The organism is Asinibacterium sp. OR53, assembly GCF_000515315.1.
Classification (GTDB): domain Bacteria; phylum Bacteroidota; class Bacteroidia; order Chitinophagales; family Chitinophagaceae; genus Sediminibacterium.
In genome coordinates this window covers 42,080-57,630 of record NZ_KI911562.1, presented here as the reverse complement: position 1 = coordinate 57,630, position 15,551 = coordinate 42,080, and the positions used below count along the sequence as shown (strand labels likewise).

At 47.6% G+C, this 15,551-nt stretch carries 12 protein-coding genes; 9 read left to right on the top strand and 3 right to left on the bottom strand.

What is annotated here, in order from left to right; translation table 11 throughout:
* Positions 1–5: 5 nt before the first annotated feature.
* The 3 genes from lysA to atpG are packed head-to-tail and all read right to left on the bottom strand — an operon-like array spanning position 6 to position 2,880.
* Entirely contained in the window at positions 6–1,220 is a 1,215-nt protein-coding gene (gene lysA / locus SEDOR53_RS0100265; protein ID WP_026767905.1) for a diaminopimelate decarboxylase, read from the bottom strand.
* A 13-nt stretch (positions 1,221–1,233) separates the two neighbouring features.
* On the bottom strand, positions 1,234–1,962 hold the full coding sequence (gene scpB, locus SEDOR53_RS16655) for an SMC-Scp complex subunit ScpB (protein ID WP_037326807.1): 729 nt from the start codon (positions 1,960–1,962) through the stop codon (positions 1,234–1,236).
* Positions 1,963–1,998: 36 nt separating this feature from the next.
* A complete protein-coding gene (gene atpG / locus SEDOR53_RS0100255) occupies positions 1,999–2,880 on the bottom strand; it encodes an ATP synthase F1 subunit gamma (RefSeq protein WP_026767904.1) in 882 nt (293 codons plus the stop codon).
* A 167-nt stretch (positions 2,881–3,047) separates the two neighbouring features.
* Here atpG and secA point away from each other — a divergent pair, with 167 nt between their 5' ends.
* The 9 genes from secA to galK all read left to right on the top strand — a co-directional run bounded on the left by secA (position 3,048) and on the right by galK (position 15,449).
* Positions 3,048–6,353: a preprotein translocase subunit SecA gene (gene secA / locus SEDOR53_RS0100250; protein ID WP_026767903.1), complete on the top strand. Its 3,306-nt coding sequence runs from the start codon at positions 3,048–3,050 to the stop codon at positions 6,351–6,353.
* A complete protein-coding gene (gene deoC / locus SEDOR53_RS0100245) occupies positions 6,332–7,039 on the top strand; it encodes a deoxyribose-phosphate aldolase (RefSeq protein WP_232214690.1) in 708 nt (235 codons plus the stop codon). The genes secA and deoC overlap by 22 nt, the downstream gene beginning before the upstream one ends.
* 40 nt (positions 7,040–7,079) lie before the next feature.
* Positions 7,080–7,532 carry an SPOR domain-containing protein gene (locus SEDOR53_RS0100240; protein WP_026767901.1) on the top strand — a complete coding sequence of 151 codons (453 nt, stop codon included), beginning with the start codon at positions 7,080–7,082 and terminating at the stop codon, positions 7,530–7,532.
* Positions 7,533–7,541: 9 nt separating this feature from the next.
* Positions 7,542–8,720, top strand: a complete 1,179-nt coding sequence (locus SEDOR53_RS0100235; protein WP_026767900.1) for a M20 family metallopeptidase — start codon at positions 7,542–7,544, stop codon at positions 8,718–8,720.
* A 161-nt stretch (positions 8,721–8,881) separates the two neighbouring features.
* Positions 8,882–11,224: an NADP-dependent malic enzyme gene (locus tag SEDOR53_RS0100230; RefSeq protein WP_037326926.1), complete on the top strand. Its 2,343-nt coding sequence runs from the start codon at positions 8,882–8,884 to the stop codon at positions 11,222–11,224.
* 6 nt (positions 11,225–11,230) lie between these two features.
* Positions 11,231–11,968 carry an ABC transporter permease gene (locus tag SEDOR53_RS0100225; RefSeq protein ID WP_026767898.1) on the top strand — a complete coding sequence of 246 codons (738 nt, stop codon included), beginning with the start codon at positions 11,231–11,233 and terminating at the stop codon, positions 11,966–11,968.
* A gap of 52 nt (positions 11,969–12,020) precedes the next feature.
* A complete protein-coding gene (locus SEDOR53_RS0100220; RefSeq protein ID WP_026767897.1) occupies positions 12,021–13,427 on the top strand; it encodes an MBL fold metallo-hydrolase RNA specificity domain-containing protein in 1,407 nt (468 codons plus the stop codon).
* A gap of 13 nt (positions 13,428–13,440) precedes the next feature.
* Positions 13,441–14,295: a hypothetical protein gene (locus SEDOR53_RS16650; RefSeq protein WP_051347824.1), complete on the top strand. Its 855-nt coding sequence runs from the start codon at positions 13,441–13,443 to the stop codon at positions 14,293–14,295.
* Positions 14,295–15,449, top strand: coding sequence for a galactokinase (gene galK, locus SEDOR53_RS0100210; RefSeq protein ID WP_026767896.1), 1,155 nt, complete (start codon positions 14,295–14,297; stop codon positions 15,447–15,449). Before SEDOR53_RS16650 ends, galK begins: the two co-directional genes overlap by 1 nt.
* Positions 15,450–15,551 lie beyond the last annotated feature (102 nt).

Below are 15,551 nucleotides of genomic sequence, written 5' to 3'. Positions count from 1 at the left end.
TTGTTCTATAAGACCTCTACCTGGTTTCTTAATAAATCCTCAAAAACATCCCGCTTCCTGATCAGGTGATGGGCGCCGTCTTTAACCAGTACCTGTGCAGGCAGGTAGCGCGAATTGTAATTGCTCCCCATTTCAAACCCATAAGCACCGGCGTTGTGAAAGACCAGAAAATCGCCTTCCCGCACTTCATTCAGCTCCCTGTCCCACGCAAACGTATCGGTCTCACAAATATTTCCTACTACCGCATAATGTTTTTTATCTCCTTCAGGGTTACTGATATTGGTGATGCGATGATACGACTCATAGAACATGGGGCGGATAAGATGGTTGAACCCGCTGTTGACACCAGCGAAAGTAGCGGCGGCGCTCTCTTTGAGCACATTCACCTGCGTGATGAAATAACCCGCTTCGCTCACCAGGAATTTACCGGGTTCAAACCAGGCCTGTAAGCGGCGGCCATATACCTGCTGAAGTTTGTTCAACACTTCTGCTACTTTTTGTCCGAGTAGTTCAATATCCGTGCCGGTCTCATTTTCTTTATATGGCACTTTAAACCCACCGCCCAGATCGAGGTAAACCAGGTCTTTGAAATGCGGCGCCAGCTCAAAGAAAATATCAGCCACTTTCATGAATACTTCCACATCTCTGATCTCACTGCCGGTATGGATGTGCAGACCGGCAATGCGCAGATCATACTTTTCTACCAGCGCTAATATGGCATTGAGTTGTTCAACCGGGATACCGAATTTACTTTTTTCGTGACCGGTAGAGATCTTGAGGTTGCCGCCGGCCATGATATTAGGCCGCAGGCGAATACCTACCGGGTAAGTGCCACCATAACGGCGACCGAATTTCTCCAGGTTGGAGAGACTGTCGATATTGATGTTCACACCTTGCCCGGCTGCTTCTTCTATTTCTGAAAAAGCAATGCCATTACTGGTGTACAGGATGTTCTTCGGATCAAAGCCTGCCTTAACGGCCAGGTGCACTTCGTTCACAGAACTGCAATCCACATTGCAGCCCAGGGTGCGGATATGTTTTAAGATATTGATATTGGTCAGCGCCTTGCAGGCGTAAAAAAAGCGACTGTCGGATGATGCGAAAGCCCTGGTAAGCCTGGAAAATTGCTGGGTTATTTTTTCGGCATGATACACATAAACAGGTGTGCCGTAATGATCTGCAATACGGTTTAATTGCTCGGTCGATAATGTTTGTGACATGCTGCGAAGATAATCATTGCGGCGTTTCTTCTCCCGGTTCTGCAGATTCGGTGGAAGGATTATCTTCCTGCTCTTCCTTCTCCACCAGTTCCCCGTTTTCGTTTACGGTCAGTGCGTGCTCATCGGCAACGATGGCTGCGGCATGGTGGTCGGTAAAATCTTCGGGGTTGATAACGGTGCCTTCTACCGCCTGTTCTGCCAGTACTTCCTTGATGCGGGGAAGGTCATCGGCAGAATTGATGCCGAAATAATCCATGAAATTCCGCGAAGTGGCATATACCAGTGGTTTGCCGGGAAGGTTTTCATTCCGGCCACTGATCACAATGAGTTCTTTTTCGAGCAGCTTCTGTATGCTGTAATCGCTGTTAACACCCCTGATCGATTCGATCTCTCCTTTGGTGATGGGTTGTTTATAGGCAATGATGGCCAGGGTTTCCAAAGCTGCATTGGATAAACGCTTGAGGAACTTATCGCCATTCAGTTGTGCGATGGTCTTGTGGTAATCTTTTTTAGTGAGGAACTGCCATCCGCCGCCGCTCTCTTTCACTTCAAAAGGATAAAATTCGGAATTGTATTTCTCCCGGATACCATCAAGCGCTGCTTCTATCTGGTCGAGGGTAACCCTTTCTTCCAGGAACCCGAATGCATTATTGATGAGTTCCACAATATCCAGGGCTGTAAGGGGTTTCTCACTTGCAAAAATGAGTACTTCTATATGAGGGATGATTTCGCTGAGATCCATAAGAGCGTTCAATGTTAAAGTTGAAAGATAATAAACTTATCCTTGCAATGCAGCTGCTCCGCTCACAATCTCAGTCAACTCAGTGGTAATAGCCGCCTGCCTTGCACGGTTGTAGCTGATCTTAAGCGATTTCAGCAACTCGTTGGCGTTTTCACTGGCCTTGTCCATGGCAGTCATGCGTGCGCCATGTTCGCTGGCATTGCAATCCAGCACGGCTTTGTATAATTGGGTATTCAATATTTTAGGCATCAGCTCGGCAACCAGTTCTTCCTTCGCGGGTTCAAAGATGAAATCCGATTTGCGCGCACTGCCGGTAGCAGTTACTTTGGGAATGGGTAGGAACTGCTCTGCCTGGTAAACCTGTGAAGCGGCGTTTTTAAATTCGCTGTAGATGATCTCCACGGCATCAAACTCCCTGTTTTCAAATGCCTTCATGGCAGCCTGGGCAGCAGCCTGCACCTGTTCGAATTTCAGGTTCAGGAAAATATCTTTATAGGTAGCGTCGGTCTTATAACCAGCTTTGGAAAGACTTTCAAAACCTTTCTTACCAATATTCCAGATCGTAACATTACCCTTTTGGTATTGCGCGCTGTATTTATCGGCAATGGTTGTCTTGGCCAGTTTGATCAGGTTGGCATTGTATCCGCCACAAAGTCCGCGGTCGCTGGTGATCACAATTAACAATACTTTTTCAACCGTTCTTTCTTCGGCCAGTTTGATGCTCATATCACCTTCCGTACTGCTTACAATATTGCTCAGCACTTCCTGTAACTTCTGGGCGTAAGGCCTCATTTGTATAATGGCTTCCTGTGCGCGGCGCAACTTGGCGGCACTCACCATTTTCATTGCTTTGGTGATTTGCTGGGTGCTCTGTACACTTTTGATACGGTTACGGACTTCTTTTAACTGACCTGCCATTGTTAGGTTGATTTCGAATTTGGCTGCAAAAGTAGCAGAAATGGCGCGTCTCCCCAAATTCTTTACCTTTGGCCGCTTTCAGTTGGGGTGTCAAAATGACCTGTAATTTTTTGAGCACCCTTTTTGACTGTATCATTGTTTTATAATAGACCAGATCCAACCATAATATGTTGAAATTCATTGCTAAATTATTCGGCGGCAGTAAGAGCGAAAAAGATGTACAGCAGATATTGCCCATCGTTGAGAAGGTGAACCAGTTTTACGAACAGTACCAGTCGCTCACGAACGACGAACTGCGCCATAAAACAGTTGAATTCAGGCAGCGTATCCGCGAATACCTCAGCGAGATCGATACCGAGATCGAAGCCAAAAGGCAATCTGCCGAAGCCCTTCCTGAGGGAGATATCCATGGCCGCGACGCCATTTACCAGGAGGTGGACAAACTGAAAAAAGACCGCGATAAAAAACTGGAAGAAATACTGGTGGAAATCCAGCCCGAAGCCTTTGCCGTAGTAAAGGAAACAGCCCGCCGGTTCACCCATAATACCGAAATAGCCGCTACGGCCAACGATTTCGACCGGGAACTGAGTGTGAAGAAAGATTATGTGCAGATCAGGGGCGACCAGTCGGTATTTAATAATACCTGGTTAGCAGCCGGTGGTAAAGTTACCTGGAACATGGTGCACTACGACGTGCAGCTGATCGGTGGTAGCGTGCTGCACCAGGGTAAAATTGCCGAGATGGCCACCGGTGAGGGTAAAACATTGGTGTCTACCCTGCCTGCCTATCTGAATGCGCTTGCAGCAGAGGGGGTTCATATTGTTACCGTGAACGATTACCTGGCCCGGAGGGATAGTGAGTGGAATGGCCCCATCTTCGAATGGCTGGGCCTGCGCGTAGATTGCATCGATAAACATGAACCCAACAGCGAAGCGCGGCGCAATGCTTACCTCGCAGATATCACTTATGGTACCAACAACGAATTTGGTTTCGACTACCTGCGCGATAACATGGTGCACACACCGGAAGAAATGGTGCAACGCAAACACCATTTTGCTATGGTGGATGAGGTGGACTCAGTATTGATCGATGATGCCAGAACGCCGTTGATCATATCGGGCCCTATCGGTCACAATACAGGTGAACAACAGTTCTTTGAACTGAAACCCCGGATCGAGAAGCTGGTGGAAGCACAGAAAAGAGCCACCAACCAGTTTCTGAATGAAGCCAAGAAAAAAATTGGAGAAGGCAACGACGACCCGAAAGACGGCGGATTGGCCCTTTTCCGTGCCCATCGTGGTCTGCCCAAGAATAATGCGCTGATCAAATTCCTCAGCGAGCCCGGCATGCGTGTGAAATTGCAGAAAGCAGAGAACCATTATCTCGCCGATCAGCAACGCGAAATGCACAAGGCCGATGAAGAACTCTTCTTCTACATCGACGAAAAAAATAATTCGGTTGAATTAACCGATAAGGGCATTCAACTGATCACCCGTTCAGGAGAAGATCCCAACTTCTTTATCCTGCCCGATATCAGCTTATCGCTCGCGGCAATTGATAACAATGCGCAAGCTACTACAGAAGAAAAGCTGCATCAGAAAGAGCAGATCATCAGCGAATATGCAGTGAAAGCCGACCGCATCCATACCGTACAACAATTATTGAAAGCGTATACGCTGTTCGATAAAGATGTAGAGTACGTAGTAATGGATGGTGCGGTAAAGATCGTGGATGAGCAGACCGGACGTATCCTCGATGGCCGCCGTTATTCAGACGGTTTGCACCAGGCCATTGAAGCGAAAGAAAATGTGAAGATCGAAGCGGCTACGCAAACCTATGCTACTGTTACCCTGCAAAATTATTTCCGTATGTACCACAAACTCGCGGGTATGACGGGTACAGCAGAAACAGAAGCGGCAGAGTTGTGGGATATTTATAAACTGGATGTGGTTTCTATCCCCACCAATATTTCGATCATTCGTAAAGATGAGCACGACCTGGTATACAAGACCAAGCGCGAGAAATTCGGCGCTGTGATCGATGAGATCGCAAAGCTGCGCGATGGGGGCCGCCCCGTGCTCGTGGGTACAACTTCGGTGGAAGTGAGTGAATTGCTCAGCCGTATGCTACGGCAGAAACAGATCCCGCACAATGTACTCAACGCCAAACAGCACGCTCGCGAAGCACAGATCGTTGCGGAAGCTGGATTGGCCGGCGCTGTTACGATTGCAACCAACATGGCCGGCCGTGGTACCGATATCAAACTCGGGCCCGGTGTGAAAGAAGCAGGTGGATTGGCCATCCTGGGTACGGAAAGACACGAGTCGCGCAGGGTAGACAGGCAGTTGCGCGGACGTGCCGGTCGCCAGGGAGACCCCGGTTCTTCTCAATTCTTTGTATCACTGGAAGACGACCTCATGCGTATGTTCGGCAGTGAACGTATTGCCAAAGTGATGGATTTTGCAGGATACAAAGAAGGTGAAGTGATACAGCACAGCATGATCACCAAATCTATCGAACGTGCACAGAAGAAAGTAGAAGAGAACAATTTTGGTATCCGTAAGCGCCTGCTGGAATATGATGATGTGATGAACAAGCAGCGTACCGTGATCTATACCAAACGCAACCACGCGTTGTTCGGAGAAAGGCTGGCGCTTGATTTGGACAATGCATTTTATACCGTAGCAGAAGACCTGGTGATATCGTTCAAAGAACAGAATGATCACGAAGGATTCCGCCTGGCAGCCATCGTGGATTTCGGTATCGATACAACCATTACCGCGGAAGAATTGAACAAGTCTACCGATCAGCAACTGACCGAAAAATTATACGGCGAAGTGATTGCCAACTATGAGCGCAAAAAACGCGAACTGATGGTACAGGCTTTACCGGTATTCAAGAATATACGCCAGCAGCAGGGAACGCATATCGAGAATGTCATCGTGCCCTTCACTGATGGAAGAAAAGGCATGCAGGTATTGGCCAATATGGAAAAGACCCTGCACACGCAAGGCGCCGAACTGCTCAATGCATTGGAAAGGTCTGTTACATTGGGCCTTATCGACGATGCATGGAAAGAGCACCTGCGGGCGATGGACGACCTGAAGCAGAGTGTGCAGACAGCGACTTACGAACAAAAAGATCCGCTGGTGATCTATAAAATGGAAGCATTCGGACTGTTCAAGAAAATGGACAGCGAAGTGAACCGCGATATCGTTCAGTTCCTTTGTCACGCGGGCATTCCTTTGAATGAAGGCGATGAGTTGAAAGAAGGCCGTCAGCAAAAGACCGATATGAGCCGCATGAATGCCAATAAAGACAATGCAGATGGCGCTCCTTCAGAGAATGATTACTACGATCCTACACCTGTTAAACAACAGCCTGTTCATGTAGCGCCGAAGATCGGAAGGAACGATCCATGTCCTTGCGGAAGCGGTAAGAAGTACAAAGCATGCCATGGCAGAGAGGCATAACAGATAAGGATATGCATATCAACCGGTATATCGATCACACCATACTCAAGCCCACTACATTGATAACCGATGTAGAGAAGCTCTGTGCGGAAGCCAGGCAATATGCTTTTGCCGCAGTATGTATTCCACCGAATTTTGTAAAGACTGCCAAATCTTTGTTGCAGGAAAGCACAGTGAAAACAGCCACAGTGATTGGTTTCCCATTTGGTTATTCCGCAGTAGAAGCCAAGATCGCAGAAACGGTGCTGGCCATGGTAGACGGGGCGGATGAGCTGGATGTGGTGGCCAATATTTCGGCCATTAAAAACGGCGACTGGTTATATATAGCCAATGAGATCAATCACCTCATGCCGGTGATCAAAAGCAAACACAAGATCATCAAAGTGATCATTGAAAGTGGTGTGCTTACCAATGATGAGATCATCAAATGCTGCGATATTTATGGTGCAGCTGGTATCGACTACCTGAAAACTTCTACCGGTTATGCAGAAAAAGGCGCTACGGTAGAAGCTGTACAACTTTTCAGGCAGTATTTGCCCGGGCAGGTACAGATCAAGGCATCGGGCGGGATACGCGATTATGCCTTTGCCAAACAGTTGATAGAAGCCGGTGCCACCCGCCTGGGTTGCAGCGCCAGCGTAGCCATTGTACGGGGAGCACCTGCAACAGACGGCTACGGAAAATAAATGACTGATATCTACGGTGCAGAATTGGTATTTTTGGTGTATGGGCAGGATAAAACACACAATCATATTGCTACTCCTGGCTGCATACTGTGTACAGGCATTGGCAAACGACCTGTCTGCCGACTCCGTTATCCTGAGTAAGGATCACCGGTTGGATATCCTCACAACCAAACAGGTACAGATCAATAAGCGGACGGCCATGATGACCAGTTCCGGTTTATACAAGGGTTACCGGATACAAGTGGTCAGCACCAATAAGCGCGACCTCGCATTCAAGACCAAGGCAGAGTTACTGGCAAGATTTCCCGATCAGAAGAGTTATACCATGTTCCAATCGCCCTATTTTAAAGTACGCATTGGAAATTTCATCAGGAAAGAAGAGGCAGAGCGATTGAGAAAACAATTGATGAAGTTTTACCCACAAGGAGTATATGTGGTGGAAGATGCCATAGAGTATACGCCTAAAGATGAAGAAGAGATCATTCCACAATAAAGCAAGCGCATGTTACAGCAAAAGATCAAAGACCTGGCAGGCAAATATGCAGAAGAGTTTATTTCGGTTCGAAAACATTTACATGCTCACCCTGAGCTGAGTTACCACGAATTTGAGACCAGTCAATTCGTGCAATCAAAATTGAAAGATTTCGGAATACCCTTTACGGTAAAAGCTACAACAGGGGTGTTGGGTATCATTGAAGGAAAAAATCCCGGCAGCAGGGTAATCGCTTTGCGTGCCGATATGGATGCGCTTCCCATCCAGGAAGAAAATGAAACATCGTACAGATCACAGAACCCGGGCGTTATGCACGCTTGCGGTCACGATGTACATACGACCATATTATTAGGCGCTGCTAAAATATTGAATGAGTTGAAATCGGAATGGGAAGGAACCATCAAACTGATTTTTCAGCCCGGCGAAGAGAGAAACCCGGGAGGCGCCAGCTATATGATTAAGGAAGGCGTGCTGGAAAATCCGCAGCCTGCCGGTATCATAGGATTGCATGTGCATCCGGGCCTGGATGAGGGTAAACTGAGCTTTCGCAAAGGCAGGGTAATGGCCAGCGCAGATGAAATTTATATTACCATCAGGGGTAAGGGCGGACATGCGGCGGCTCCGAACCTCACAGCAGATACTATTTTAATTGCCTCCCACCTGATCGTGAGCCTGCAACAGATCATTTCGAGGAACAGGAACCCCCTCACACCTTCTGTATTATCTATCTGTTCCATACAAGGCGGACATACCACCAATGTTATTCCCAGCGAAGTAAAACTGATGGGTACTTTCCGCGCCATGGATGAACAGTGGCGATTCAAAGCGCATGAGCTCATACGCAAGCAGGCCGTAGGGCTGGTAGAATCGATGGGTGGAGAAATAGACCTGCATATCGATGTGGGCTATCCTACCGTAGATAATGATCCTGTATTCACAGAAAAAGCCTGGCGCCTGGCGGAAGCTTATATGGGAAAAGAAAAGGTAGAAGAAACCGAAATGCGTATGGGCGCCGAGGATTTTGGGTATTATACGCAGAAGATACCGGGATGTTTTTATCGCCTGGGTGTACGCAATGAAGCCAAAGGCATTATTCACAACGTACATACACCCAAGTTCGATATCGATGAGCGCGCCATTGAAACAGGTATGGGAATGATGGCCTGGCTGGGATCCAGCGTACAGTAATTGACAGCCGCCAATACGCATTAAATTGTATTTTTGCAGCCCCGGAGCATCTCTATAGCTGCCAGCATATCAGGATAGTTCCGCAGCGGATAAAACGCTGATGGGCAGTTGCACCACTGCAGTCGACCGTGGTGGTGTTGCTGATAACCAAAAAAGCAAATATGGCCAAACAGAACGACCTCAGGAGGGAGCAGGCATTGGAATATCATTCCAGCGGCCGCCCCGGGAAAATTGAAGTAATTCCTACCAAAGAATCAAAAACACAAAGAGACCTTTCACTTGCTTATAGTCCAGGCGTAGCAGAACCCTGCAAAGAGATCGCCAACAATCCCGAAGATGTTTATAAATACACTGCCAAAGGCAACCTCGTAGCAGTCATCAGTAATGGAACAGCCGTGCTCGGATTGGGCGATATTGGTCCCGAAGCCGGTAAACCCGTGATGGAAGGGAAAGGAGTATTGTTCAAAATATTCGCCGATATCGATGTGTTCGATATCGAGATCAATGAAAAGGATCCTGAGAAATTTGTACAGATCGTGAAAGCGCTGGAACCAACATTTGGCGGCATCAACCTGGAAGACATCAAAGCGCCGGAATGCTTTTATATCGAGCGCGAGCTGAAAAAGCAAATGAAGATTCCGGTGATGCACGATGACCAGCACGGAACAGCTATCATCAGTGCCGCCGCCTTACTGAATGCACTGGAACTGCAAAAGAAAAAAATTGAGAAAGCCCGGTTTGTGGTGAATGGTGCAGGAGCTGCAGCCATGGCCTGTATTGAATTATATGTAGCACTCGGCGCCAAATACGAAAACTTCATCCTGTTCGATAAAAGCGGTGCCATTCACCAGGGAAGAAATGACCTGAGTGAAACAAAGAAAAAATATGCAGTGAAGAAGAGCGACTGGACGCTGGAGACTGCAATGAAAGATGCGGATGTATTTGTGGGATTGAGCGTGGGTAATGTGATCACACAGGATATGATAAAAGCCATGGCCAAGAATCCTATCGTGTTTGCGATGGCCAATCCCGATCCTGAGATTGGTTATGAAGCGGCTACAGAAGCCCGCAAAGACATCATCATGGCCACTGGGCGTACCGATTATCCCAACCAGGTAAACAATGTACTCGGCTTCCCCTATATTTTCCGTGGTGCACTGGACGTGCGGGCTACGCAGATCAATGAAGCCATGAAACTGGCCGCAGTAAAAGCATTGGCCGAACTGGCGCGAAAGCCGGTGCCCGATATGGTGAACCTGGCTTATAACCAGACACACATGTCATTCGGACCGGAATACATCATTCCCAAACCGGTAGACCCACGCTTGTTATCCACCGTAGCGCCTGCGGTAGCGAAGGCGGCAGTAGAGAGTGGTGTGGCGCAGAAAAAGATCGCCAATTGGGAAGCGTATGAACTGGAACTGAACAAAAGGCTTGGCCTCGATAACCAATTGGTAAGGGCCATTGGCAATAAAGCCAAGAAAGATCCGCGGCGACTGGTATTTGCCGAAGCGGATAACCATAAAATACTCAAAGCGGCCAGCATATTGTATGATGATGGTATTGCATACCCGATCCTGTTGGGTAACGGGGAGAAGATCAAAAAGATTGCAGAAGCACATGATATTGATCTGGCCGATATTCCCATCATCGATCCGCGGAGCGATGAGATGGAAAAGAAAAGAGAGGAATACGGCGAGATATTCTTCAATAAAAGACAACGCAAAGGATATAATAAGTACGAGAGCCTGAAAGTGATGAAAGACCGCAACCATTTCGGTTGTATGATGGTGGAAACAGGAGATGCAGACGCGATGTTGTCGGGCCTGACCAAAAATTATGCAGAAGCGATCCGTCCAGCATTGCATATCATCGGCACCGAAGAAGGGGTGAAGAAAATCGCAGGCATGTACCTGCTGCTCACCAAGAAAGGGCCTTTGTTCCTCGCAGATACTACGGTGAACTTCAATCCAACTGCAGAAGAGTTGGCCGATATTACCCTGATGGTGGCCAAAGAAGTACGCAACTTCAATATCACACCCCGTATTGCCATGCTCAGCTATAGCAATTTCGGTAGCAGCGATTCACCCGAAGCGCGGCTGGTAGCCGAGGCAACGCGTTTGTTGAAGCAACGCAATCCTTCCCTGATCGTAGATGGAGAAATGCAGGCAAGCCTCGCTTTCAATAAAGAAATACTGCGGGATAATTATCCGTTCAGCGAACTCGTGGATGAAGATGTTAATGTGCTGATATTCCCTAACTTAACGGCAGGGAATGTAACTTACAACCTGCTGAAAGAAGTAGGTGGCGCCGATGCGATCGGTCCGATTTTGCTGGGTATTAAAAAGCCGGTACACGTATTGCAATTGGGCAGCGCCGTGAGAAGCATTGTGAATATGGCTACGGTAGCAGTGGTGGACGCGCAGATCAGGTGCCGCAATCATGTAGTAGCACCTGTGGAGCAAAGCAGCTGGTGGAAACGTTTAAAAAAGAAAAAGAAATAATCAGACATGTCTTTTTTCACTCATCTCGGTTCTTATCTTTTAATGTTGAAGGGCATGTTTACCAAGCCCGAGAACTGGCGCATGTACTGGAAGGAATTCATGACCCAATGCGTGGAAATAGGTGTTGGAGCTTTGCCTATCGTCATCATCATTTCGTTGTTCCTGGGAGCGGTAACTACGGTGCAGACTGCATACCAATTGGTGAGTCCATTGGTGCCGCAGGCAACCATTGCCCAGATTGTGAGAGACAGTATGATACTGGAACTGGCGCCTACCGTTGTGAGTATTGTGCTGGCGGGTGTTATCGGCAGTAAAATTGCGAGTGAGTTGGGGAATATGCGTATCAGCGAGCAGATTGATGCGCTGGAGATTATGGGCATCAATACCAAGAGCTATCTTGTGATGCCGAAAATATTGGGTGCGCTTATTGTAATCCCCTGCCTCATCGTTATTTCGGCGGTCCTTGGTATCTGGGGCGGACGTACAGCCGGCAGCATGGCTGGGATACTGGCTACAGATATCTTTGACATTGGTCTTCGCCAAAACCTCAATTTATATAATATCACTTTCGCCCTGTATAAATCCTACACTTTTGCATTTATCATCAGCAGCATTTCTGCTTATTACGGCTACCATGTGAAAGGAGGGGCACTGGAAATAGGAAGGGCCAGTACCAGTGCTGTGGTGGTGAGCTGTATCCTGATCCTGCTCGCAGACTATGCACTGGCGGCACTATTGTTATAATGTTTTTTCATGTGCGGTACACTTGCTACATTTAAGCACGAATCTGTTACACATGAAAATTGCTTTTCACGGAGCTGCGCGTACCGTTACCGGCTCCAAACATTTGCTTACCCTTAAGAACGGGAAGAAGATATTACTTGATTGCGGTCTTTTCCAGGGAATGGGAAAAGATACCGAAACACTGAATGGAAGTTTCGGTTTCGATCCGTCTTCTGTCGATTATCTCGTATTGTCGCACGCACATATAGACCATTCCGGGCTCATACCCAAGTTGGTGAAAGACGGGTTTGCAGGAAAAATATTTTCCACGCCTGCTACCAAAGAACTGGCCATCATCTTACTGGAAGATTCGGCGCAGATACAAAGAGATGATACCAAGTTCATCAACAAGCGAAGGGCCAAACAAGGATTGCCTCCCTATCAGCCATTATACGATCTCGACGATGCAGCCAAAGCCGCCGACTTGTTCGAAATAGTTGAATACGGTAATTGGAAAAACATCACAGAAGAGGTGGAAGTAATGTTTACCGATGCAGGCCATATCATTGGAAGCGCTGCAGTACACCTGCGCATAAAGGAAGACGGAAAAGAAACGCACCTCACTTTCAGCGGTGATGTAGGGCGTTATAACGATGCCATCCTGCGATCACCGCAGGATTTCCCGCACCAGGCAGATTATATCATATTGGAAAGCACTTATGGTAATAAGCTGCACGATGATGTGACCGGCACCTCAGATGCCTTGCTGCAATGGATCGAAAAAACCTGTATCCAGAAAAAAGGGAAACTGATCATACCTGCCTTCAGTGTGGGACGCACACAGGAATTGCTGTATGCACTCAATCAATTGGAGCTGGAACACCGCTTGCCGGCCATTCCATATTATGTGGATAGTCCGCTGAGCCGCGAAGCCACCGAAGTGCTGAAGTCATACCCCGAATATTTCAACAAACGCATCAAAAAAGTAATGCAGGAAGACGATGATCCCTTCGACTTCAAAGGACTGAAATTCATTAAAACAGTGGATGAAAGCAAGGCCCTGAACGATCTTCCGCAACCCTGCGTGATCATGTCGGCCAGCGGTATGGCCGATGCCGGACGGGTGAAGCACCATATCATGAACAATATCAGCGATCAAAAGAATACCATTTTGATGGTGGGTTACTGCGAGCCGCATTCGTTGGGCGGACGATTGGCCAGCGGCGCGAAAGAAGTTAAAATATTCGGTGAGATGTACAATGTAGTAGCTGAAGTAGGACAAATGCGCAGCATGAGCGCCCATGGCGATTATGATGATCTCAGCCAGTTCATCAGTAAACAAGATCCCGCTGCTGTTAAAACATTATTCCTGGTACATGGAGAATATGATGTGCAGCAAGACTTTGCCAGTCGCCTCTTGCGCAAAGGCTTCAAAGAAGTGGTGATCCCCGAAATGCATTATGAAACAGCTTTAACCTGATTCTCTCCATTATATGCGAAATTATTTTTTGATCATTTGTGTGTTATTATTGCCCGCTGCAATATGGGCACAGAAAAAAGAAACCGATCCGAATACATGGCATGGATTCAAACGGCTCCATTTTACGATCGATAGCACGCCGGCTTATATGGTAGTACCGGCAAAAGCATTGCCAGGCAATCCCTGGCTTTGGCGATCCTATTCACCCGACTTTCACATAGAGATCGACAGCATATTGGTGGCCAAAGGCTTTCATATTGGTTTCCTGGATGTAAATAACAAACTGTTATACGGACAACCCGCACTGATGCAACAGTGGGAAAAATTTTATGACTACCTCGTTAACGAAAAACATTTTGCCGCTACGCCGGCATTAGAGGGAGCCGTACGCGGCACTTTGTGTGAATTCGCCTGGGCTAAAAAACATCCCGATAAAGTAAGTTGCATTTATTCAGAGAACCCCGTGAGCGAGATCAAAAGCTGGCCGGGCGGTAAATTAAAAGACGCTGCCTTCAAGGGAAGCGGAGCGCCCGATAACTGGAACCAACTCAAGAGCGCTTATGGGTTTACAGAGGAAGAGGCCCTGCAATATCACGACAATCCCAAAGACAACCTCGAACAACTTGCCGATCACCAGGTGCCGCTTTATTTCAGCTTCGGCCTGCACGACCAACTGATACCCATGGATCAGAACGCATTGGTGATAGCCAATAATTATGTAAAACTGGGCGGTCCCGTTACGCTTCGCCCCATGACCAAAGGCAAGCAGGAAGCCAACGGACACCACGTAACCATTGAAAACCCCGAAGCCATTGCGGATTTTATTATCCGGGCTTCTATGACTAAAATTGCAGAAAATAAGCGTTGATGAGCCTTATGAAAGAAAGAGTAGCGGAATTATTCCGCGCACAGTTCGGAGAACCCGCTGTTATTGTAAGATCACCCGGAAGGATCAATTTGATAGGAGAACATACCGATTACAACCTTGGATTCGTATTACCCGCCGCAGTTGATAAAGCTATATACATAGCCATCGGCCCACGCAATGATGAAGCCATTCATTTATATGCCGGCGATTTGGAAGAATCGTTCACTTCATCCCTGCATGACCTGAAGCCCACTGCAAAGCAATGGCCCAATTATTTATTGGGTGTGGCAGACCAATTGGAAAAGAACGGACACAGATTGGCCGGATTCAACGCAGTAGTGATAGGTGATGTGCCGCTGGGAGCCGGACTGTCTTCCTCTGCTGCAGTGGAATGCGCTACGATTTTTGCGATGAATGAAATGTGGTCGCTCGGACTGGACCGTCTTTCCATGGTTAAGATGGCACAGAAAGCAGAGCATGAATTTGCAGGCGTTAAATGCGGTATCATGGACCAGTTTGCCAGTATGTTCGGACAAACCGGTAAAGTGATCCAACTCGATTGCCGTTCTCTTGAATATGCCTATATCCCTTTCAACATGGAGGGAATCCGGATCATCCTTTTTGATACAGGAGTAAAGCATTCGCTGGCATCATCGGCTTATAACAAACGAAGGGAAGAATGCGAAGCGGGAGTGGCATTGATACAGCAAAAATTCCCTGAAGTAAAAAGTCTCCGCGATGCTAGTATCGAAATGGTGGAGACCTGTCTTGCCGGTAAAGAGGTGGCGGTATACCATCGCTGCAAGTACATGGTGGAAGAAATAGACCGGCTGCAAAAAGCCTGCACCCGGCTGGAGCAGGGCGATATGGCGGGTTTTGGCGAATACATGTTTGAAACACATGAGGGATTGAGTAAATTGTATGAAGTGAGCTGTAAGGAGTTAGATGTGCTGGCTTCACTCGCGAGAGACTGCAAAGGGGTACTCGGCGCCCGTATGATGGGAGGCGGTTTCGGCGGTTGTACCATCAATCTGGTAAAAGAAGATCAGGTGGATGAAACCATTGCATTTATAGCTGAACAATATGCCAAAATATTTGAAAAACGGCCACAGCACTATATTGTAGCCATTGACAATGGGACCTCGTTGCTGTAAACAGACAGGACAAGATTGTTCCTAACGGTTGTTAGCGCATATTTTTTTCAGGAAAACGAATGAATGACGAATATTGTGCCCGCTTATTAAAATGAATAGCTG

What these genes read in the sequence shown, in the direction of transcription:
- lysA (WP_026767905.1), bottom strand. Translation starts at nt 1,220, where the DNA reads ATGTCACAAACATTATCGACCGAGCAATTAAACCGTATTGCAGATCAT.
- scpB (WP_037326807.1), bottom strand. Translation starts at nt 1,962, where the DNA reads ATGGATCTCAGCGAAATCATCCCTCATATAGAAGTACTCATTTTTGCA.
- atpG (WP_026767904.1), bottom strand. Translation starts at nt 2,880, where the DNA reads ATGGCAGGTCAGTTAAAAGAAGTCCGTAACCGTATCAAAAGTGTACAG.
- secA (WP_026767903.1), top strand. Translation starts at nt 3,048, where the DNA reads ATGTTGAAATTCATTGCTAAATTATTCGGCGGCAGTAAGAGCGAAAAA.
- deoC (WP_232214690.1), top strand. Translation starts at nt 6,332, where the DNA reads ATGCCATGGCAGAGAGGCATAACAGATAAGGATATGCATATCAACCGG.
- SEDOR53_RS0100240 (WP_026767901.1), top strand. Translation starts at nt 7,080, where the DNA reads ATGGGCAGGATAAAACACACAATCATATTGCTACTCCTGGCTGCATAC.
- SEDOR53_RS0100235 (WP_026767900.1), top strand. Translation starts at nt 7,542, where the DNA reads ATGTTACAGCAAAAGATCAAAGACCTGGCAGGCAAATATGCAGAAGAG.
- SEDOR53_RS0100230 (WP_037326926.1), top strand. Translation starts at nt 8,882, where the DNA reads ATGGCCAAACAGAACGACCTCAGGAGGGAGCAGGCATTGGAATATCAT.
- SEDOR53_RS0100225 (WP_026767898.1), top strand. Translation starts at nt 11,231, where the DNA reads ATGTCTTTTTTCACTCATCTCGGTTCTTATCTTTTAATGTTGAAGGGC.
- SEDOR53_RS0100220 (WP_026767897.1), top strand. Translation starts at nt 12,021, where the DNA reads ATGAAAATTGCTTTTCACGGAGCTGCGCGTACCGTTACCGGCTCCAAA.
- SEDOR53_RS16650 (WP_051347824.1), top strand. Translation starts at nt 13,441, where the DNA reads ATGCGAAATTATTTTTTGATCATTTGTGTGTTATTATTGCCCGCTGCA.
- galK (WP_026767896.1), top strand. Translation starts at nt 14,295, where the DNA reads ATGAGCCTTATGAAAGAAAGAGTAGCGGAATTATTCCGCGCACAGTTC.